The following is a 19,786-nucleotide window of genomic DNA, read 5'->3' on the forward strand; positions in this document are numbered from 1 at the left end:
CCCTTCCCTAGTGATGTTCGCAACTTCGTACTTCTGCCAGGCATACGCATGACTTCCGCACCCCGCACCCTGTACGACAAACTGTGGGACGCCCACGTGGTGGTTCCTGAATCCGACAGCGCGCCCGCCGTGCTGTACATCGACCTGCACCTGATCCACGAGGTCACCTCGCCGCAGGCCTTCACCGAACTGCGCGGGCGCGGGCTGGCACCGCGCCGGCCCGATCGCACCAAGGCGACGATGGACCACTCCACGCCGACCCTGCCGGCCGCCGCCGACGGCACGCTGCCCTATGCCAGCGCCGCCTCCGAGGCACAGGTCGCCACGCTCGCGCGCAACTGTGCCGAGCACGGCATCGAGCTGTTCGACATGGCCTCGGACAACCGCGGCATCGTCCACGTGATCGCGCCGGAACAGGGCTTCACCCAGCCCGGCATGACCATCGTCTGCGGCGACAGCCACACCTCCACCCACGGTGCGTTCGGCTCGCTGGCCTTCGGCATCGGCACCAGCGAAGTCGGCCACGTGCTGGCCACCCAGTGCCTGCTGCAGCGCAAGGCGAAGACCTTTGCGATCACCGTGGACGGTCCGCTGGCGCCGGGCGTCGGCGCCAAGGACGTGGTCCTGCACATCATCGGCGTGATCGGCGTCAACGGCGGCACCGGCCACGTCATCGAGTTCCGCGGCAGCACCATCGAAGCGATGGACATGGAACAGCGCATGACCCTGTGCAACATGTCGATCGAGGCCGGCGCGCGCGCCGGCATGGTCGCCCCCGACCAGGTCACCTTCGACTTCGTCGCCCGCACGCCACGCGGCCCCAAGGGCGCCGACTTCGAGGCGGCGGTCGCGCGCTGGTCGCAGCTGCGCAGTGACCCTGGCGCCCGCTTCGACAGCGAAGTGCATATCGATGCCGCCGACATCCGCCCGACCCTGACCTGGGGCACCCATCCGGGCACCGCCATCGCCGTGGACGCGCCGATTCCGGCGGCCAACGATGCGGCCGCGCAGAAGGGGCTGGACTACATGCACTTCCAGGCCGGCGAGACGCTGGCTGGCACGCCGGTGGACGTGGTGTTCGTCGGCTCGTGCACCAATGGCCGCCTGAGCGACATGCGCGAAGTGGCGCAGGTGTTGCGCGGCCGCCACGTCGCCGAGCGGGTGCGCATGCTGGTGGTGCCGGGTTCGGAAATCGTCAAGCGCCAGGCCGAGGCCGAAGGCATCCACGAAATCGTGCGTGCCGCCGGTGCCGAATGGCGCGAGCCGGGCTGCTCGATGTGCATCGCCATGAACGGTGACCTGGTCGCCCCCGGCCAGCTGGCCGTCAGCACCAGCAACCGCAACTTCGAGGGCCGCCAGGGCCCCGGTTCGCGCACCCTGCTGGCCTCGCCGATGAGCGCGGCGTGGGCCGCCGTGCAGGGCCGCGTTGCCGACACCCGTGAACTGTTTGCGCAGGAGGTGGCGTGATGAGCGGCTTCCGTACCCTGACCTCGGCCAGTGTGGTGCTGCGCCAGACCAACATCGATACCGACCAGATCATTCCGGCACGGTTCCTGTCCACCACCGAGCGCGCCGGCCTGGGCCGCAACGCGTTCAATGACTGGCGCTGGCAGGCCGACGGTTCACCGGTGGCCGACTTTGCCTTCAACCAGCCGCACAACGCCGGCCGCAGCATCCTGCTGGCCGGCCGCAACTTCGGTTGCGGTTCCTCGCGCGAGCATGCGCCGTGGGCGCTGACCGACCTCGGCCTGCGCGCGATTGTCAGCAGCGAGATCGCCGATATCTTCCGCGGCAATTCGCTGAAGAACGGCCTGCTGCCGATCGTGCTGGACGAGGCCGACGTGCAGGCGCTGATGCAGCGCCCCGACGACGCGCTGACCATCGACGTGGCCGCGCGCGAGCTGCGCACGCCCGATGGCCGTGTCTATACCTTCCCGCTGGACGGCTTCTCGCAGACCTGCCTGCTGGAAGGTGTGGACCAGTTGGGGTATCTGTTGGGCCGTGTCCCTGAAATCGAACGTTACGAGAGTGAGCATGCACGCTGAGATTGTCGTCCTGCCCGGTGATGGCATCGGCCCGGAAGTGGCCGCCGCCGCGGTTGCGGTCCTGAAATCCATCGCCGACCGCTTCAACCACACCTTCACCTTCAGCGAGCACGACATCGGTGGCATCGCCATCGACCGCCACGGCGAGCCGCTGCCGGCCGCCACCCTCGCCGCCTGCCAGGGCGCCAACGCGGTGCTGCTGGGCGCCGTCGGTGGCCCGAAGTGGTCCGACCCGAACGCCAAGGTCCGCCCGGAGCAGGGCCTGCTGGCGATCCGCAAGGCGCTGGGCCTGTACGCCAACCTGCGCCCGGTGCGCACCCATGAAGCGGCGCTGCACGCCTCGCCGATCAAGGCCGAGCTGCTGCAGGGCGTGGACTTCGTGGTGGTGCGCGAGCTGACCGGCGGCATCTACTTCGGCGACAAGACCCGCGATGCCGACAGCGCCAGCGACCTGTGCCGCTACAGCGTGGCCGAGATCGAACGCGTGCTGCGCAGCGCCTTCCGCCTGGCCCGGCAGCGCCGTGGCAAGGTCACCTCGGTGGACAAGGCCAACGTGCTGGAAACCTCGCGGCTGTGGCGCGACGTGGCCGCGCGGATCGGCCGCGAGGAATTCCCGGACGTGGCGCTGGAACACCAGCTGGTCGATTCGATGGCCATGCACCTGCTGGCCAAGCCGCGCGAGTACGACGTGATCGTGACCGAGAACATGTTCGGCGACATCCTCACCGATGAGGCCTCGATGCTGGCCGGCTCGCTGGGCCTGCTGCCGTCGGCGTCGCTGGGCGAGCCGGGGGCGGTCGGCATCTACGAGCCCATCCACGGTTCGGCGCCGGATATCGCCGGCAAGGGCATCGCCAATCCCTACGCAACGATCTTCAGCGCGGCGATGCTGCTGCGCCATTCGCTGGGGCTGGAAGCGGAAGCCGCAGCGGTGGAAGCTGCCGTGCATGCGGTGCTGGATGACGGCGTGTTCACCGCCGACCTGGCCGCCAAGGGCCAGGCGGTGAGCACGGCGGCCGCCACCGACGCGGTGCTGGCCAAGCTCGGCTGATCCATCCGGCAACACCTGTAGAGTCGAGCCAAGCTCGACTCATGCAACACCCGTAGAGTCGAGCCAAGCTCGACTCCACAGGTACACCGCTGCCTTATTTGGTGGTGTACCCACCGTTGACCAGCACGGTCTGCCCGGTCATCCACCAGCCGTCGGTCACCAGGAAGCGGATCCACGGCACGATGTCGGCGATGTCGGTCAGGCCGGTGCGGGTGAACGCAGACAGCGCCGCTGCGGTCTTGTGATACGCCTGCGCATCGGCACTTTCGGCCGGGTAGAAGAACGGCGTGTCCATCGGACCGGGACCGATCGCGGTGACCGAGATGCCGCGCTCGCCGAACTCCTTCGACGCTGCACGGGTGAAGTGCTCGACCGGTGCCTTGGTGCCGGCGTAGCTGGAGTAGAACGGCGTGTACGCGCCCAGCAGCGACGTCACCAGGGTGCAGATGCGGCCGCCGTCGTTGACGTGACGGCCGGCTTCCTTGAGGAAGAAGAACGCTGACTTGGCGTTGACCGCGCTCATCTCGTCGTACTCCGCTTCACTGATCTCCAGCAGGGGCTTTTTCAACACCTTGCCCACGGTGTTGATCGCGATGTCGGGCCGGCCGACCGCGGCCACGGCATCGGCGAACAGGCGTTCCATGGCCGCGGCCGAGGTCAGGTCGGCCTGCAGGGCCAGCGCCTTGCTGCCGGCGGCCTGTACCGCTGCAACGGTGGCCTCGGCGTCGGCCTGGGTGGCGGCGCTGTTGTAGTGGATGACGATGGCGCTGGCGCCCTGGGCGGCGAAGTCGCGGGCGATCAGGCCGCCAAGGTTCTTGGCACCGCCGGCGATCAGCACGGTCTTGCCCTGGAGGGAATGGTCGGTCATGGCGTCGGTCTCGGGAAGGGGGTTGGCCGGGGTGGCAACCCTGCCCTGACGACGATATCGTGCAGAAATCGCGGATAAAGCCCGCAACATTGACTTAACCTTCCAGAGCCGACGAACAATGGATCGGATCGAACGTTTCCGCATCTTCACCCGGGTCGTCGAGTGCGCCAGCTTCACCCGGGCCGCCGACCAGCTCGGCCTGCCCCGCTCCACCGTATCGGCGGCGGTAGCCGAGCTGGAACAGCGTCTGGGCACGCGCCTGCTGCAGCGCTCCACGCGACGGGTCTCGACCACCCATGACGGCGACACCTTCTATGCGCGCTGCCTGCGCCTGGTCGCCGAGGTAGAAGATGCCGAGGCGTTGTTCCAGCAGGACGACGCACCGCCAACGGGCACGCTGAAGGTCGATGTGCCGAGCCGGATCGGCCGCTGCATCATCGCGCCGGCGCTGCCGGCGTTCTTCGCACGCTTCCCCCAGGTGGAACTGGACCTGGGCATGACCGATCGCGCGGTGAACCTGATCGAGGACGGCTGCGACGCCGTGCTGCGGGTGGGTCACCTGGGCGATTCCAGCCTGATCGCACGCACGCTGGGCATGCTCGACTTCGTCAATGTGGCCGCGCCGTCGTATCTGCAGGCACACGGCGTACCGCAGGCCGCAGCGGACCTGCAACACCACCGCGCGGTGAACTATGCCTCGCCGACGACGGCGCGGGTGGAGCCCTGGGAATGGCAGGACGGCAGCCAGCTGCGCACGCAGCCGATGCACGGCTGGGTAAGGGTGAACAGTGCCGAGGCGTCGATCGCCTGCTGCTTGGCAGGGTTGGGCCTGCTGCAGATTCCGCGCTACGACGTGCAGGCGGAACTGCGTTCGGGCGCGCTTGTCGAAGTGCTGCCCCAGCATGTGGCGCAGCCGCTGCCGGTGACGTTGCTGCAGCCGCACCGCCAGCATCGCGCACACCGCGTGCAGGTGTTCATCGACTGGCTGCTGCCGTTGCTGCGCAGCGAACTGCAGTTGCAGTAGCCCACGCCCTGCGTGGATGCTTCTGTAGCGTCGAGCCATGCTCGACTCATCCCCTCATCGCGCGAAGAACAGCCGAGCATGGCTCGGCTCTACAGAAAGCCGATCCCGCGAGCAGATCAATCCAGGCCCTGCGTGGGTGCTTCTGTAGCGTCGAGCCATGCTCGACTCATCCCCTCATCGCGCGAAGAGCAGCCGAGCATGGCTCGGCTCTACAGAAAGCAGATCCCGCGAGCAGATCAATGCACGCCCTGCGTGGATGCTTCTGTAGCGTCGAGCCATGCTCGACTCATCCCCTCATCGCGCGAAGAGCAGCCGAGCATGGCTCGGCTCTACAGAAAGCCGATCCCGCGAGCAACCCAGCCCACGCCCTGCGTGGATGGGTCTGTAGCGTCGAGCCATGCTCGACTCATCCCCTCATCGCGCGAAGAACAGCCGAGCATGGCTCGGCTCTACAGAAAGCAGATCCCGCGAGCAACCCAGCCCACGCCCTGCGTGGATGCTTCTGTAGCGTCGAGCCATGCTCGACGGACGCGGAAAACCCGGGGCATCACGCCCCGGATTCATCCGGCTTGACCCGGAACCACGCGGCATACAGCGCCGGCAGGAACACCAGGGTCAGCACCGTGCCCACGATCAGGCCACCCATGATCGAGATCGCCATCGAGCCATAGAACGCACTGCGCGACAGCGGAATCATCGCCAGCACCGCGGCAAGCGCGGTCAGCACGATCGGGCGGAAGCGGCGCACCGTCGCATCGATGATCGAATGCCAGCGGTCATGTCCGGCGTCGATGTCCTGCTGGATCTGGTCGATCAGGATCACCGAGTTGCGCATGATCATGCCGGCCAGCGCGATCGTGCCCAGCAACGCCACGAAACCGAACGGCGCGCGGAACAGCAGCAGGAACAGCGTGGCACCGATGATGCCCAGCGGTGCGGTGACCAGCACCATCGCCGCGCGCGAGAAGCTGCGCAGCTGCAGCATCAGCAGCGTGGCCACCACGATCAGGAACAACGGCATGCCGGCCTTGATCGAGTTCTGCCCACGCGCCGAATCCTCCACCGAGCCGCCGGTCTCCAGCAGGTAGCCACTGGGCAGGTCGGCCCGGATGCCGTCCAGCGTCGGCACGATCTGCTGCACCACGTCCAGCGCCTGCATGCCATCACTGATATCGGCACGCACGGTCACCGTCGGCAGGCGGTTGCGATGCCAGATGATGCCGTCCTCGAAGGCGTACTCCAGCCGCGCGACCTGCGACAGCGTGACCGCCGTACCACCGCTGGTGGGGATCGCCAGGCTGCCGATCAGGTCCAGCTGTGCGCGTTCGTTGTCCGGCCCACGCAGCAGCATCTCGATCTGGCGGTTGCCTTCACGGTAGGTGCTCACGCTCATGCCCGACAGCGAACTGCTGAGGAACTGGCTGACCTGCGCGCTGCTGACGCCCAGCGCGCGTGCACGGTCCTGGTCGATCACCAGCCGCACCACCTTGCTCGGCTCGCTCCAGTCCAGGTTGACGTTCATCACATGCGGGTTCTCGCGCACCTTGGCTTCGACCTGGCGCGCGATCGCCTGCACCTGCGCGATGTGCTCGCCGGACACACGCATCTGCACCGGATAGCCGACCGGCGGGCCGTTCTCAAGCCGGGTCACGCGCATCTGCACATCCGGGAACTGCTTGATGACGTCCTTCAGCATCCAGTCGCGGGTGGCTTCGCGGGCCTTGGCATCTTCGGTGAGCACCACGAACTGGGCGAAGTTGGTGGCCGGCAGCTGCTGGTCCAGCGGCAGGTAGAAGCGCGGCGAACCGGTGCCGACATAGGCCACGTAGTTGCTGATGCCCTCGCGGCCCTTCAGCAGCTTCTCCAGCTTGTCGGCCTGGGCCTGGGTCGCGGCCAGCGACGCCCCTTCGGCCAGTTCGATGTCCACCATCAGCTCGGGGCGGGTGGAGTCGGGGAAGAACTGCTGCGGCACGAAGCGGAACAGCATCAGCGAGCCGATGAACAGTGCGATGGTCGCGCCGATCACCCACCAGCGATGGCGAAGGCAGGTATCCAGGAAGCCGCGGAACCGGGTGTAGAACGGCCGCTGGTACGGATCATGGTCGTGCGCATGTTCCTTCGGCGCGATCCAGCGCGCGAGCGCCGGATGGCGGTCGGCCCACTGCAGGCGCCTGGCACGCCAGCGACCGGCCAGGCTGTCGGGCCTGGGCAGCTGCGGATTGAACAGGTCCGGCAGCATCTTGTCGCCCAGGTAGGGGATGAACAGCACCGCTGCGATCCAGGACACCACCAGTGCGATGGTCACCACCTGGAACAGCGAACGGGTGTACTCGCCGGTGCTCGAGGCCGCCGTTGCGATGGGCAGGAAGCCGGCCGCAGTGATCAGCGTGCCGGTCAGCATCGGGAAGGCCGTAGATTCCCAGGCGAAGCTGGCCGCACGCAGGCGGTCGTAGCCCTGCTCCATCTTGGTGGCCATCATCTCCACCGCGATGATCGCATCGTCCACCAGCAGGCCCAGCGCCAGCACCAGCGCGCCCAGCGAGATCTTGTGCAGGCCGATGTCGAAGTAGTGCATGACGAAGAAGGTCATCGCCAGCACCAGCGGAATGGTCACGCCCACCACCAGGCCGGTGCGCAGGCCCAGCGAGAAGAAGCTGACCAGCAGCACGATCACCACCGCTTCGGTCAGCACCTGCACGAACTCGCCCACCGACTCCTCCACCGCGTGCGGCTGGTCGGACACCTTGCGCAGCTGCATGCCGGCCGGCAGGGTCTTCTGCAGGCGTTCGAACTCGGCATCGAGGGTGGCACCGAGTTTCAGGATGTCACCGCCGTCCTTCATCGCCACCGCCAGGCCGATCGCGTCCTGGCCCATGAAGCGCATCTTCGGCGAGGCCGGATCGGCAAAGCCCCGCTTCACCTCGGCGATGTCGCCCAGGTGCACGGTGCGTTCGCCGGCCTGGATCGGGAACCTGCGGATGTCCTCGATCGAATCGAACTGGCCGGTCACGCGCAGCTGCACGCGGTCGGTCGGGGTCTCGAAGAAGCTGGTGGCGGTCACCGCGTTCTGGTCGGCCAGTGCCTGCTGCACCTGCTGCAGCGATACCCCCAGCGTGGCCAGCTTGGTGTTGGACAGTTCAATCCACACCTTCTCGTCCTGCAGGCCGACCAGATCGATCTTGCCGACGTCGGGCACGCGCTGCAGTTCCAGCTGGATGCGATCGGCATAGTCACGCATCACCGCATAGTCGAAGCCTTCGCCGGTGAGCGCGTAGATGTTGCCGAAGGTGTCGCCGAATTCATCGTTGTAGAACGGCCCGACGATCTCGCGCGGCAGCGTGGCGCGGATGTCGCCCACGCGCTTGCGCACCTGGTACCAGAGGTCGGGAATCTGCTTGGAACGCAGGCTGTCGCGGGCCATGAAGATCACCTGCGATTCGCCCGGGCGGGAGTACGAGCGGATGAACTCGTACTCGCCGGTGTTCATCAGCGCCTTCTCGATCGGCTCGGTTACCTGCCGCGAGACCTGCTCGGCGGTGGCGCCCGGCCACATCGTGCGCACCACCATCGCCTTGAAGGTGAAGGGTGGATCTTCAGACTGGCCCAGGTGCTTGTACGACCAGGCGCCGATGACGGCGAAGGCCAGCATCGCAAACAGCACCAGCGGGCGATTGCCCAACGCCCATTCGGAGAGATTGAAGCGGCGCACGGATCAGTGCCCCTTGCCTGCGGCCGGCGCAGCGGCCGGCGTGGTCGCCGCTGCCAGCACCGGGCGATTCTGGCGGTCGACCGGCGTCACCCGCTGGCCCTCACGCAGCAGGTGACCGCCGGCAGCCACCACCCAGTCCCCTGCGGCCACGCCGGACAGGACCGGCACCGCCTGCGCACCGTAGGCACCGACCGTCACCGGCGTTGCCTTGACGGCGCCGTTGGACGGATCGACCACCCATACACTGGCCTTGCCATCACTGCCCCGCTGCACCGCCGCCAGCGGCAGCTGCAGCGTGCCACTGCGGCCGGCAGCGGCGAATACCCGCGCGCTCTGGCCCAGCTCCACTTCGCTCAGCGCTTCCGGCGCCAGGCTGACCCGCGTCGCGTAGGTGCGCGCCTGCGCATCGGCGGCCGGCGCGATCTCGCGCAGGGTACCCGGCAGCAGCTGGCCCGGGCGGTTCCACAGTTCGACCTGCACCGGCTGCCCGACCTGGTAATCACGGATGCTGCTTTCCGGCAGCGCGATCAGCACTTCGCGGCCACCGTCGGCGGCCAGGGTGAACACCGTCTGCCCGGCACTGACCACCTGCCCGGCTTCGGCCTGGCGGCTGGCGATGACACCGTCGGCCGGCGCGCGCAGCTGCGCATACTCGGCCTGGTTGCGCGCCACCGCCAGATTGGCCCGGGCGGCATTGGCCTGGCCCTGCGCGGCCTTGAACGCGGCGGTCTGCTGGTCCAGCGCCGAACGGCTGACCAGCTGGTCTTCGGCCAGCTTGGCATAGCGCTTCTGGTCATCGCGGGCGCGCACCAGGTCGGCTTCCGCCGCCGCCAGCTGCGCCTGCGAGGCGGCCGCCTGCGAGGCATAGTCGGCCGCATCCAGCTCGGCCAGCAGCTGGCCCTTCTTCACCCGTTGCCCGGCGTCGACATGGCGCTTGACCAGGTTGCCACCGACCCGGAACGACAGCGGGCTTTCCTGGCGGGCGCGCACCTCGCCGGGATACGCCGCCGGGGCCTGCCCGTCCTGTGTGGTGGGATGCACCACCAGCACCGGAATGGCCGCCACCGGTTCGGCGGCCTGCCTGCCGCAGGCTGCCACCACCACCGCCAGCACGCCAACACCCAACCAACGCATGTTCTTCATGAGGTACAGGACCTGAAAAGGGGATCCGGGGGAACGCGTCGGCAACATACTGTTGCGACACGGACATTAGTGAACCAGTCGGTATAGTATAAATATCGAACCGCTTGGTCTAGTATTGGCGCGATGATTTCTCCCCCTTCCCGAAAGCCGCCGGCCAGGCCGGCTGCGAAGGCTGCCGGACCCGGGCGCCCCAAGGACCTGGGCAAGCGCGCGGCGATCCTGGAGGCCGCCAAGACACTGTTCATCGAACAGGGCTACAGCGGTGTGAGCATGGACAGCATCGCCGCCCGCGCCAATGTGTCGAAACTGACCGTATACAGCCATTTCGGCGACAAAGAGACCCTGTTCTCCGAAGCTGTGCAGTCCAAGTGCATGGAAATGCTGCCCGACGCGCTGTTCGTGGCGGACGTGGAAGGGCCGTTGCGCGACCAGCTGATCGGCATCGGCATGGCCTTCTTCGAGATGATCACCTCCGACGCGGCGCTCTCGATCCAGCGGGTGATGATGGCGCCGGAGACCGATGAACGGCTGCGCGAACTGTTCTGGCAGGCCGGGCCCAAGCGCACCTGCGAGGCCCTGGCCGACTTCATGCGTTCGCGCTGCGCGCGCGGCGAGCTGGACATCCCCGACTGCGCGGTCGCCGGCCAGCAGTTCCTGACGCTGGTGAAGGGCGAAGTGCACATGCATATGATGTGCGGCATGCCACTGTCCCCGGTCGAGACCGACGCGGCGCGGCATGTGGCCGCCAGTGTCGATTTCTTCCTGCGCGCGTATGCGCCGCGGGGAGGCGGAATGACCGGATAACCATAACTGAACGAACCGGAGGTCGCGATGACTTCCGGCACTGCGACCCCGGCCACCCGGCAGCTGATGCTCTGGGCGCGCCGCCGGCCTCCGGCACCGGTAAAATGGCCGGCCCACTGCGCTGGATTTGAACCTCATGACGATTGATTACGCCCACGCCCGCGAACTGATGGTGGAACAGCAGATCCGTCCCTGGGACGTGCTGGACATCAAGGTGCTCGACGTCCTGGCCCGCCTGCCGCGCGAGGCCTTCGTCGCCGACGCGCACCGGGCGCTGGCCTACGCCGATGTTGAACTGCCGATCGGCAATGGCCAGAAGATGATGAAGCCGGTCATCGAGGGCCGTACCCTGCAGGCACTGGACCTGCAGCCGGGTGACGAAGTGCTGGAAATCGGCACCGGCAGTGGTTTCCTGTCGGCCTGCATCGGCGCGCTGGCGCGCGACGTGCTGAGCCTGGAGATCGATCCGGAACTGGCTGCTGCTGCGCGCGCCCGCCTGGATGCATCGGGCCTGGGCACCAACGTGCGCGTGGAAGTGGCCGATGCGCTGGGCTGGCAGACCGAGCGCCGCTTCGATGTGATCTGTGTCACTGGCGCCGTCAACGTGGTGCCGTCACAGTTTGCTTCGTGGTTGCGTCCGGGGGGTCGCCTGTTCGTCATCCAGGGCCGTTCGCCGGCGATGGAAGCACTGCTGGTGAAGGCCGACGGCAGCACCGAATCGCTGTTCGAGACCGATATCGATTACCTGCGTGGTGCCGCCCCGGCCCCCCAGTTCCACCTCTGAGTCCAAGGAAGCCGCAATGATCCGCCGATCCCTCGCTGTTGCGCTGGCCACTGCCCTGCTGCCGCTGTCTGCCCATGCCGCCGACCTGCTGCAGGTCTATGAAATGGCGCGCAATGGCGATCCGCAGCTGGCCGCCGCCGAATCGACCCGGCTGTACGACAAGGAAGGCGCCGTGCAGGCGCGCGCTGCCCTGCTGCCGCAGATCAACGGCCAGGCCCAGCTGAGCCGCACCCGTACCGAAGCCGACCACGATGCCAATTCCGGCACGGTCACCAGCAAGCGCCGCAACTACACGATCGACGGCTCGCAGACGCTGTTCAACTGGACCCAGATCAACAACCTGCGTTCGCAGCGCGAACTGAGCAAGGCGGCTGACTTCACCCTGGATTCGGCCAACGACAACCTGATCGTGCGCACCTCGGCGGCGTACTTCAACGTGCTGGTGGCGATCGAATCGCTGAACGCCGCACAGACCAACGAAGCCGCCGCGAAGAAGCAGTTCGACTTCGCCGACAAGCGCCTGGAAGTGGGCCTGGCGCCGATCACCGACGTGCATGAAGCGCGTGCCCAGTACGACCAGGCGCGCGCCAACACCATCGTTGCGCAGAACACCCTGGCCGACAACTACCAGGCCCTGACCGAACTGACCGGCCAGCCGGTGATGAACCTCAAGGGCCTGCCGGCCGACTTCCGTCCGGAAGTGCCGGCCAATCGCGGCAACATCGACGAACTGGTGCAGCAGGCCAGCAGCCAGAACCCGGCGCTGAAGGCGCAGGAGCTGAAGGTCAGTGCGGCTGAAGCCGGCGTACAGGCCGCCCGCGGCGGTCACTACCCGACCCTGTCGCTGGGCGGCAGCTGGGGCAAGAGCGCAACCTGGGGCGACAGCGTCGGTGCCAGCTCGCTGTCTCCGGATGCGCGTACCAACAGCATCGGCCTGACCCTGAGCGTGCCGATCTTCTCCGGCGGCGCGACCCAGTCCGGCGTGCGCCAGGCACTGGCCCAGCGTGATATCGCCCAGGACGGTTACGAGCAGCAGAAGCGCGCCCTGGACCGCAACACCCGCAACGCTTACCAGACCCTGGTGCAGGGCATCAGCGAAGTGGAAGCACGCCGCCTGGCGGTGGTGTCGGCACAGAGCGCCTACGATGCGTCGCAGGTCGGCCTGGAAGTCGGCACGCGTACCGTGCTGGATGTGATCCAGAACCAGCGCATCCTGTTCTCGGCGCAGCTGGACTATGCGCAGGCGCGCTACACCTTCCTGCAGAACCGCCTGCTGTTGAGCCAGTCGCTGGGCGCACTGGACGTGGCCGAGCTGCAGGACATCAACCGCCTGCTGACCCTGGATGCAGGCAACCCGGCAACGACCACGCGCTGAGTCGATGGCAACGGCCTGACCTGGAAAGCCACCCTCACGGGTGGCTTTTCATTGTCCGGCCTTCGCAGCGGCCGGCGCCTTCGCGCCGGTCACGCCAGCAGCGGCAGAGGGATCCGTTGCAGCACCGGCAACAGGCACAGCAGCGCGGCCAGCGGAGCAAGCAACCGCAGTGCGGCAGCCCGCCGCGACCGGACCGCGCCATCGGCCGCGGGCAGCTGACGCAGCGTCCCCATGCACACCGCCGCCAGCACCAGCAGCGCGGCCGCGCCAGGCAGTTGCGGCAGATGGCCTTCGGGCAGCCACACCGCCAGCACGGCAGCAACCAGCACCAGTGACAGGGTGATCGTGCCCCGTGCCGGCCTGCCCGCCGGCGGCCAGACCGCGCCGCTCAACCGCGCCGCCAACAGCAGCAGGACCAGTTGCAGCGCCGCCAGCCCGGCGCCCCCGGCCAACGGCAGCAACGGCAACAGCCACTGCAGTTGCGGCAGCCCCTGCAGCGCGACGGACAGCGGCCGGGGACTGGCCAGCGCGGCGAATTCGACCAGACCCGACTGCAGCGCGGCCAGTCCCATCAGCAGCAGCATCGCCCCCAGCACGCCCCCGTTGGCCGCCTTGGACACCTGCGCACGTGGGCGCGACGCCAGCCCGGCGAACCCGGCCAACAGCCCGGTGCCCAGCAGGATGCCCAGCAGGGGCACGCTGGCCGCCAGCACACCGCCCAGCCCGAAGCGATAGGGCGCCACCGCCGAAGGGAGCCACGGAATCCAGTGTGCGTAGTGCACGTGGCGCGCCGCCAGCAGCAACAGCAGCAGACCGATGCCGAGCTTCACCGTCAGCAGTGCGCAGGCCAGCAGCAACACAGGGCGTGGATGCCACAGCGCGGCGCAGGCACCCAGTGGCAGCAGCGTCAGTGCCGCCGCCAGCGGCAGCGGCAGCCCATCCCCCGGAACGAGGCCTGCGGCTTCAGTGGCAGCCTGCAGGTGCTGCGATGTGGATTGCGCCAGGCCGGCCACGGTGAGGGTCAGCTCCAGCACCAGCAGGATCGTCAGCGCAGCGGCCACCCGCCGCCCCCAGGCTGCGTGCAACAGCGCATACAGCCCGCCCGCGGCGGGACTGCGTCGCATCGCCTCGCGCAGGCAGTACAGCATCGGCAGCGTGCCAAGCGCGGCCAACAGCAGACTCAGCACGATGGCCGGCCCCGCCTGCGCCGCGGTGTACTGGCCGACCAGGGCGATCACACTGCCGCCCATCACCAGCGTCAGCGCTGCCACCAGCAGGTGATCGGTACCCACGGTCCGGCACGCCGCACTGGCATGCGCGATGTCGCTGTTGTCGCCGCCCATTCAAAGCTCCCTTGATGCCGTCCAGGCAGGGTCGCCATGCAGGCTGGCAGTCCGGCGGGAAATCCGGAACCGGAATCTGCGCGACAGACGCCACGATGTGATGGCCTGCACGCAGCACGCCGACCGACCGTGGGATTCGCGACAGAATCAGCGACATCAAGCAGACTTGATACAGGCGATCACGACAGCGCCCGCCACGCTGCCGGTGCCGGTGCCGCGACCTCAGCCGCGCGGCGGCGGCAGATGCGGCGCCACCAGCGCCAGCGTGCGCTGCAGCGCACCGCGTCCATTGCTGACCAGCGCACAGCCGGCCCGCGCCATGTCCTGGCGCGCCGGCGCATCGTCGAGCAGACGCTGCAGCAGATCGCCGACCGCCTGCACGTCTTCGCCGATCAGCAGCGCGCCGGCCTCGCGCATGCGCCGCGAGATCTCGGCGAAGTTGTGCAGGTGCGGGCCGGTCACCGCCGGGGTCCCCATCGCTGCGGGTTCCAGCAGGTTGTGGCCGCCGATCGACTGCAGGCTGCCGCCGACGAAGGCCACCTGTGCGCACCCGTAGAAGGGCATCAGCTCGCCCAGCGTATCGATGACGAACACATCACTGCCCGCCTCCGGCCACTGCTGGGCACGGCGCGTCGCCACGTTCCAGCCCTGCTCCCGGGCCAGTGCCTCGACCCGCGGAAAACGCTCGGGGTGACGCGGCGCCCACAGCAGCAGTAGATCCGGGTGGCGCTGGCACAGCCGCCGGTGCAGGTCGATCACCGCCTGCTCCTCGCCCTCATGGGTACTGGCCGCGATCCAGACCGGACGCGGCGTGGGCAGGTGGGCGTGGAACTGGGCGATGAAGGGCTGGACATCCGGGGTGGCGATGTCGAACTTCAGGTTGCCCAGCGCCTGCACCTGTTCCGGCGCGGCACCCAGCTGCACGAAGCGTGCAGCGTCATCCTGCGACTGCGCCGCCACGCAGGTGACCGTGCGCAGCGCGCGGCGGATCAGCGCTGCCAGCACCCGGTAGCCGCGCAGCGAGCGTGCCGACAGGCGCGCATTGAGGATGTAGACCGGAATGCGGCGGTCGCGGCAGCCGAATAGCATGTTCGGCCACAGCTCGGTTTCCAGGATCAGCGCCAGGCTGGGCTGGAAGTGGCCAAGGAAACGGTTGACGCTGCCGGGCACGTCGTAGGGCAGATAGACGTGGTCGAGGGCATCGCCCCACAGGGCGCGTACCCGTTCGGAGCCGGTCGGGGTGATGGTGGTGATGACCCAGCGGATGTCCGGGCGCTGCTCACGCAACGCATTGACCAGCGGCGCGGCGGCATTGACCTCGCCCACCGACACCGCATGCAGCCAGACCCGCGGCTGGCCGGTCGGCTGCGGGTAGGAGGCGTAACGCTCGTCCCAGCGCCGGAAGTACTCGCGGACCCGGAAACCCCGCCACACCAGGTGGTACACCGTGATCGGCAGCAGGATGTAGAGCACGGCCGAATACAGGCCGCGCAGGATCCATTCGACAGGGTCTTTGCGCATGCGGCAAGGATACGGGAGCCCCCCGGGAAAGACACGCGGCCGGGTTGGTAGAATGGCGGCATGTCCGATGCCTCTACCGCCGTCCGCCCGTCGCTGCGCGATCCCCGCAACTGGCCGATGTTCGCCGCCATGCTCGGTGCCTTCGCCATTGCCCGTCTGCCGTGGCTGCTGCAGCGGGCGCTGGGGCGCGGCGTTGGCTGGGTGAGCTGGCGCCTGCTCGGCAGCCGCCGCCGCGCCGCCGAAGTCAATCTCAGGCTCTGCTTCCCGGAAAAGGACGAGGCCTGGCGCCAGCGCCTGGTGCGCGACAGCTTCGACGCCCTGGGCGTGGGCGTGTTCGAGTGCATCCGCGCGTGGTGGGGCAGCATCGACCGCCTCCGCCCGCAGGTGCGGATCGAGGGCCTGGAACACCTGCGGCGGATGCAGGCTGAAGGCCGCGGCGTGCTGCTGGTCTCCGGCCACTTCATGACCCTGGAAATGTGCGGCCGCCTGCTGTGCGACTACGTCGATCTGTCGGGCATGTACCGCAAGCACAAGAACCCGGTCTACGAGTGGGCGGTGAAGTTCGGCCGCCTGCGCTACGCCAAGGCGATGTACGCCAACGAGGACATCCGCGCCACCGTGCGTCACCTGAAGAAGGGCGGCTTCCTGTGGTACGCGCCGGACCAGGACATGCGCGGCAAGGACACCGTGTTCGTGCCGTTCTTCGGCCATACCGCGTCCACCATCACCGCCACCCACCAGCTGGCACGGATGACCGGCTGTGCGGTGATTCCGTACTTCCACCGCCGCGAGGGCGGCAAGTACTTCCTGAAGATCGGCGCACCGCTGGAGAACTTCCCCAGCGAAGACGTCGAGGCCGATACCACGCGGGTCAACCAGGCCATCGAGCAGATGGTGCGCGAGGCACCGGACCAGTACCTGTGGATCCATCGCCGCTTCAAGCGCCAGCCGGGCGGCCGGAGTGATTTCTACACGTAGCCGGCGGCGGCTGTCCGGTCCGGGACCCGGGCCTGCAACGGCCACCGACGCCCTGCCGTCGGCCAGGACGCCACTGCCGCCTGGCGAGCGCCTGCCCGGCAGCGGGTCGGCACAGGCCGGTCCACGCATCGCCGGTGCGCACGATCAGATCGTCGGCGCCAGCTCTTCCGGTTCGCGCGCCAGCAGGGTGCCGACGAACAGCCCGGCCAGCAGCACGGTCAACCCGCCCCAGAACGTGGAATAGAACGCCAGATGGGTGTTGAGCGGAAACACGGTGACCGCCAGCGCCAGCATCGCGGGCCGTGCGCGTTCGCGCGCGGTGGCCGGTGCGAAGCGCCACGCGCGCCAGGCCTGGGCGGCCGCGGCCAGCCACAGCAGCAACCCGAGCACACCGGTTTCGGCGAGGATTTCCAGCACGATCTGGTGCGCATGCAGGGCCGGCGCTTCGCCCCACACGGCATCGCCCTGCTCGGCCACGCAGTGCGGATAGGCATCGCGGAAGCCGCGTGCGCCGACGCCGTTGAGCGGATGCGCTTCGATCATGCAGACCGCAGCCGACCAGATGCGGGTGCGCCCGGACAGCGCCTGCTCGACGCCGTCCTCGCCCCCGTCCCAGGCCAGCGCCGTGCGCGCCACGCGTTCGCGCAGCTGCGGCACGCCCGAGACCAGCGCGCCGGCACCGAGCAGCCCGGCCAGCACCAGCAGGCCGAGCCGCTTCCAGCCCAGCTGGCGCAGGCCGCTGTAGAGCACCACCAGACCGAAGGTGATCCAGGACGCGCGCGAGCCGGCCAACAGCAGTGCCACGCCCACCGCGACGGTGGCCAGCAACCAGCCGGCCGTGCCGAAGCGGCGCGCCGCTGGCAGCAGCAGGAATGCAGACAGGCTGGCCAGCACCTGGCCGAACTTGAGATTGCACGGCCCGAGCGCACCGCTGAGGCGGTCAGCCAGCGCGGCTTCCTGGGGCGGGCACAGGCCATGCCCGCTGATGGCCAGCTTGATCTGCTGCAGCGACCAGAACCACGGGCTGCTGCCGGCCACGGCCTGCACCAGCGCATCCAGCGTCCACAGCCCGGTGATCAGCGCCAGCCCACCCAGGGTCAATCGCCGCCGCTGCGGGGTGGCAACGGCGATCGCCACCAGCCACATGAAGGGCAGATAGCGCAGTCCGGCGGCCGCCTTGGTCCACGCGGCCGAGGGATCGACGGCATCGACGGCGGACAGCGCCTGCGGCAGCCAGTAGCCGAGGAACAGGATCGACGTCAGCGCCCAGGCCGCCGGGCTCAGCAGATGCGGGCGATGCTGCAGCCTGCGCATGACCATGCGCGTGGCGGCGTACAACGCGCCCAGACCCAGCACGCCTTCGGCGATGCCCGGCAGCGGCCACAACGCGACGTAGGCCAGCACCCACCAGGGTGCCCAGCGCCCGGCACGCTCGTCGCGCGCGGACGACGCGGCGTCAGCCGGCGAGATCGGCATAAAGGCGGAGGGTGTCACGCTGCATGGCCTGCAGGGTAAACGGGATACGGCCCGGCAGTGACGGCGGTTGCGCCAGCAGGGCCAGCGCACGTTCACCCAGCGCCTGCGCATCGCCATGTGGCACGGCGCCACTGGGCTGCAGCTGCTGCAGCAGCTCACCCACGCCGCCATGGTCCCAGCCCAGTACCGGGCGGCCGACCGACAGCGCTTCCACCACGGTACGGCCGAAGGCCTCGGGCTTGTCGGACAACTGCAGCACCAGATCGCTCGCCGCATACGCCTGGGCGATGCGGGCGGTCGGCGGGCTGATGTGTACGGCGGCGTCCACGCCCAGCTCCGTCGCCTGTCTGCGCAGCTCGGCCAGGTAGGCCTCGCGGCCCGGCTCGTCGGTGCCCAGCATCCACAGCTGCGCCGGCACGCCTGCGGCGCGGACATCGGCCAACAGCTGCAGGGCGTGTGCATGGCCTTTCAGGCGGGTACCGCGGCCGGGCAGCAGCAGCAACGGCCCTTCGACCTGCGGTAACCAGGGGTGGTCGGCGGCCAACGCCAGCCGCGGCCGCCGGTCGGCGCGCGCTACGCGCGGGAACTGGGCGACATCCACGCCACGCGGAATCACCTGCAGCTTTGCTTCGGGCACGGTGGGATAGTGCCGCTGCACGTAATCGCGCACGCTGTTGGACACGCAGATCACGCGCTCGCCACTGGTCATCACCGCGCTGTAGCGGCTGGGCGAATTGAGCCCGTGCACGGTGGTCACCCAGTGGGGCCGCTGCGCGGCCGGCATCGCGCGGATCGCAGACAGGCCCAGCCAGGCCGGCAGCCGCGAGCGCGCATGCACGATATCGGCCCCCACGTCGGTGAACAGCCGCCGCAGGGTCGGCAGGTGACGCAGCGTCAGCAGCGACTTGCGGCCGATATCCAGGGTGAGGTGCTCGGCGCCGCTGTCCAGCAGCGGTTGCACCAGCCGGCCGCCGGCCGAGACCACCAGCGCACGTTGGCCGGCAGCGACCAGCGCCGCAGCAATTTCAAGGGTCGAGCGCTCGACACCGCCGGAGTGCAGCGCCGGCAGCAACTGCACCACGGTCAATCGGCGCATCGATCGAAGGCCTGCTTAGTCCGCCAGCACGAACACGGCGCCGCAGTACGCGCACTTCGCTTCGCCATTGGGCTCGTCTTCGATCGGCAGATACACCCGCGGATGCGAGTTCCACAGCGCCATTTCCGGGGTCGGGCAGCTCAGCGGCAGATCGCTGCGGTGCACGGTGTAGCGCTTTTCGGCGTTGGCGGGCGCGGTGGCGGTATGGCTCATGGCGGATGTCGATGAACGGATTGCGAGGCCTGCGATTCTAGCATCTGGGCCGGGCCAGCACTGCGCCGCAGCAGGATCGCGGGCGCGCGCCGCGATTCGGCCGGGCCCGGCGCCCCGCCTGACGACTCGCGCTGGCGGGGATTTCTTCAATCGATCCAAGGAGTTCCCTGCAGATTCCCGTCACCGGCGATATTTGCCGCATTTGGATCGAACTAAATGGCACTTGTCAGGGCGCCGCCCGCTGTTGCAGCATCGGCCCAGGTCCTGACCGGACCGACCCCATTCCGACCCGATCGCGTGGCCCGTCCCCCACCGGACCTGCATCGCTTCCGGCGGCCGCTGCGGCCGTCGGCGCG

The 19,786-nt window shown here is 68.5% G+C and carries 16 protein-coding genes; 8 read left to right on the forward strand and 8 right to left on the reverse strand.

Annotated elements, in window-relative coordinates; all coding sequences use genetic code 11:
- Positions 1 to 48 precede the first annotated feature (48 nt).
- The 3 genes from leuC to leuB are packed head-to-tail and all read left to right on the forward strand — an operon-like array spanning position 49 to position 3,096.
- Positions 49 to 1,467, forward strand: coding sequence for a 3-isopropylmalate dehydratase large subunit (leuC, locus tag Q5Z10_RS17825; protein ID WP_303636693.1), 1,419 nt, complete (start codon positions 49 to 51; stop codon positions 1,465 to 1,467).
- On the forward strand, positions 1,467 to 2,045 hold the full coding sequence (gene leuD, locus Q5Z10_RS17830) for a 3-isopropylmalate dehydratase small subunit (RefSeq protein ID WP_303636694.1): 579 nt from the start codon (positions 1,467 to 1,469) through the stop codon (positions 2,043 to 2,045). The genes leuC and leuD overlap by 1 nt, the downstream gene beginning before the upstream one ends.
- Positions 2,035 to 3,096, forward strand: coding sequence for a 3-isopropylmalate dehydrogenase (leuB, locus tag Q5Z10_RS17835; protein ID WP_303636695.1), 1,062 nt, complete (start codon positions 2,035 to 2,037; stop codon positions 3,094 to 3,096). Before leuD ends, leuB begins: the two co-directional genes overlap by 11 nt.
- A gap of 94 nt (positions 3,097 to 3,190) precedes the next feature.
- Here the strand turns inward: leuB and Q5Z10_RS17840 are convergent, their stop codons facing one another.
- The gene (locus Q5Z10_RS17840) at positions 3,191 to 3,964 is read right to left on the reverse strand and encodes an SDR family oxidoreductase (RefSeq protein WP_303636696.1); all 774 of its coding nucleotides are present in this window, start codon (positions 3,962 to 3,964) and stop codon (positions 3,191 to 3,193) included.
- A 118-nt stretch (positions 3,965 to 4,082) separates the two neighbouring features.
- Between Q5Z10_RS17840 and Q5Z10_RS17845 the strand changes: the two genes are divergently transcribed.
- A complete protein-coding gene (locus Q5Z10_RS17845) occupies positions 4,083 to 4,988 on the forward strand; it encodes a LysR family transcriptional regulator (protein WP_303636697.1) in 906 nt (301 codons plus the stop codon).
- A 547-nt stretch (positions 4,989 to 5,535) separates the two neighbouring features.
- Here the strand turns inward: Q5Z10_RS17845 and Q5Z10_RS17850 are convergent.
- Together Q5Z10_RS17850 and Q5Z10_RS17855 are read right to left on the reverse strand one after the other, a co-directional pair.
- Positions 5,536 to 8,697: an efflux RND transporter permease subunit gene (locus Q5Z10_RS17850; protein ID WP_303636698.1), complete on the reverse strand. Its 3,162-nt coding sequence runs from the start codon at positions 8,695 to 8,697 to the stop codon at positions 5,536 to 5,538.
- A gap of 3 nt (positions 8,698 to 8,700) precedes the next feature.
- Positions 8,701 to 9,840, reverse strand: a complete 1,140-nt coding sequence (locus Q5Z10_RS17855) for an efflux RND transporter periplasmic adaptor subunit (RefSeq protein WP_303636699.1) — start codon at positions 9,838 to 9,840, stop codon at positions 8,701 to 8,703.
- Positions 9,841 to 9,963: 123 nt separating this feature from the next.
- On the opposite strand from Q5Z10_RS17855, the gene Q5Z10_RS17860 reads away from it, so the two are divergent.
- The 3 genes from Q5Z10_RS17860 to Q5Z10_RS17870 all read left to right on the forward strand — a co-directional run bounded on the left by Q5Z10_RS17860 (position 9,964) and on the right by Q5Z10_RS17870 (position 12,803).
- A complete protein-coding gene (locus Q5Z10_RS17860; protein ID WP_303636700.1) occupies positions 9,964 to 10,644 on the forward strand; it encodes a TetR/AcrR family transcriptional regulator in 681 nt (226 codons plus the stop codon).
- 136 nt (positions 10,645 to 10,780) lie between these two features.
- The gene (locus tag Q5Z10_RS17865) at positions 10,781 to 11,428 is read left to right on the forward strand and encodes a protein-L-isoaspartate O-methyltransferase family protein (protein WP_303636701.1); all 648 of its coding nucleotides are present in this window, start codon (positions 10,781 to 10,783) and stop codon (positions 11,426 to 11,428) included.
- Between the two features lie 16 nt (positions 11,429 to 11,444).
- The gene (locus Q5Z10_RS17870) at positions 11,445 to 12,803 is read left to right on the forward strand and encodes a TolC family outer membrane protein (RefSeq protein WP_303636702.1); all 1,359 of its coding nucleotides are present in this window, start codon (positions 11,445 to 11,447) and stop codon (positions 12,801 to 12,803) included.
- A gap of 89 nt (positions 12,804 to 12,892) precedes the next feature.
- Here Q5Z10_RS17870 and Q5Z10_RS17875 read toward each other — a convergent pair whose 3' ends face one another.
- Positions 12,893 to 14,146 (reverse strand): amino acid permease, encoded by a 1,254-nt coding sequence (locus Q5Z10_RS17875; RefSeq protein WP_303636703.1) that lies wholly within the window; start codon positions 14,144 to 14,146, stop codon positions 12,893 to 12,895.
- Between the two features lie 222 nt (positions 14,147 to 14,368).
- Positions 14,369 to 15,667 carry a lipid IV(A) 3-deoxy-D-manno-octulosonic acid transferase gene (waaA, locus tag Q5Z10_RS17880; protein ID WP_303636704.1) on the reverse strand — a complete coding sequence of 433 codons (1,299 nt, stop codon included), beginning with the start codon at positions 15,665 to 15,667 and terminating at the stop codon, positions 14,369 to 14,371.
- A 60-nt stretch (positions 15,668 to 15,727) separates the two neighbouring features.
- Here waaA and Q5Z10_RS17885 point away from each other — a divergent pair, with 60 nt between their 5' ends.
- On the forward strand, positions 15,728 to 16,645 hold the full coding sequence (locus Q5Z10_RS17885; RefSeq protein WP_303636705.1) for an LpxL/LpxP family Kdo(2)-lipid IV(A) lauroyl/palmitoleoyl acyltransferase: 918 nt from the start codon (positions 15,728 to 15,730) through the stop codon (positions 16,643 to 16,645).
- A 144-nt stretch (positions 16,646 to 16,789) separates the two neighbouring features.
- Here the strand turns inward: Q5Z10_RS17885 and Q5Z10_RS17890 are convergent, their stop codons facing one another.
- Genes Q5Z10_RS17890 through Q5Z10_RS17900 form a run of 3 tightly spaced genes read right to left on the reverse strand, consistent with a single transcriptional unit; the run spans position 16,790 to position 19,430 of the window.
- Complete coding sequence (locus tag Q5Z10_RS17890; protein ID WP_303639219.1) at positions 16,790 to 18,121, reverse strand: O-antigen ligase family protein; 1,332 nt, start codon at positions 18,119 to 18,121, stop codon at positions 16,790 to 16,792.
- Entirely contained in the window at positions 18,102 to 19,217 is a 1,116-nt protein-coding gene (locus tag Q5Z10_RS17895) for a glycosyltransferase (RefSeq protein ID WP_303636706.1), read from the reverse strand. Before Q5Z10_RS17895 ends, Q5Z10_RS17890 begins: the two co-directional genes overlap by 20 nt.
- 15 nt (positions 19,218 to 19,232) lie before the next feature.
- Positions 19,233 to 19,430, reverse strand: a complete 198-nt coding sequence (locus Q5Z10_RS17900) for a zinc-finger domain-containing protein (protein ID WP_182338779.1) — start codon at positions 19,428 to 19,430, stop codon at positions 19,233 to 19,235.
- Between the last annotated feature and the right edge of the window lie 356 nt (positions 19,431 to 19,786).

This window comes from Stenotrophomonas sp. 704A1, assembly GCF_030549525.1.
GTDB classification, from domain to species: Bacteria; Pseudomonadota; Gammaproteobacteria; order Xanthomonadales; family Xanthomonadaceae; genus Stenotrophomonas; species Stenotrophomonas tuberculopleuritidis.

What these genes read in the sequence shown, in the direction of transcription:
- Q5Z10_RS17875 (WP_303636703.1), bottom strand. Translation starts at nt 14,146, where the DNA reads ATGGGCGGCGACAACAGCGACATCGCGCATGCCAGTGCGGCGTGCCGG.
- Q5Z10_RS17845 (WP_303636697.1), top strand. Translation starts at nt 4,083, where the DNA reads ATGGATCGGATCGAACGTTTCCGCATCTTCACCCGGGTCGTCGAGTGC.
- Q5Z10_RS17885 (WP_303636705.1), top strand. Translation starts at nt 15,728, where the DNA reads ATGTCCGATGCCTCTACCGCCGTCCGCCCGTCGCTGCGCGATCCCCGC.
- Q5Z10_RS17840 (WP_303636696.1), bottom strand. Translation starts at nt 3,964, where the DNA reads ATGACCGACCATTCCCTCCAGGGCAAGACCGTGCTGATCGCCGGCGGT.
- Q5Z10_RS17895 (WP_303636706.1), bottom strand. Translation starts at nt 19,217, where the DNA reads ATGCGCCGATTGACCGTGGTGCAGTTGCTGCCGGCGCTGCACTCCGGC.
- Q5Z10_RS17855 (WP_303636699.1), bottom strand. Translation starts at nt 9,840, where the DNA reads ATGAAGAACATGCGTTGGTTGGGTGTTGGCGTGCTGGCGGTGGTGGTG.
- Q5Z10_RS17900 (WP_182338779.1), bottom strand. Translation starts at nt 19,430, where the DNA reads ATGAGCCATACCGCCACCGCGCCCGCCAACGCCGAAAAGCGCTACACC.
- Q5Z10_RS17860 (WP_303636700.1), top strand. Translation starts at nt 9,964, where the DNA reads ATGATTTCTCCCCCTTCCCGAAAGCCGCCGGCCAGGCCGGCTGCGAAG.
- Q5Z10_RS17890 (WP_303639219.1), bottom strand. Translation starts at nt 18,121, where the DNA reads ATGCCGATCTCGCCGGCTGACGCCGCGTCGTCCGCGCGCGACGAGCGT.
- Q5Z10_RS17865 (WP_303636701.1), top strand. Translation starts at nt 10,781, where the DNA reads ATGACGATTGATTACGCCCACGCCCGCGAACTGATGGTGGAACAGCAG.
- Q5Z10_RS17870 (WP_303636702.1), top strand. Translation starts at nt 11,445, where the DNA reads ATGATCCGCCGATCCCTCGCTGTTGCGCTGGCCACTGCCCTGCTGCCG.
- waaA (WP_303636704.1), bottom strand. Translation starts at nt 15,667, where the DNA reads ATGCGCAAAGACCCTGTCGAATGGATCCTGCGCGGCCTGTATTCGGCC.
- leuC (WP_303636693.1), top strand. Translation starts at nt 49, where the DNA reads ATGACTTCCGCACCCCGCACCCTGTACGACAAACTGTGGGACGCCCAC.
- leuD (WP_303636694.1), top strand. Translation starts at nt 1,467, where the DNA reads ATGAGCGGCTTCCGTACCCTGACCTCGGCCAGTGTGGTGCTGCGCCAG.
- leuB (WP_303636695.1), top strand. Translation starts at nt 2,035, where the DNA reads ATGCACGCTGAGATTGTCGTCCTGCCCGGTGATGGCATCGGCCCGGAA.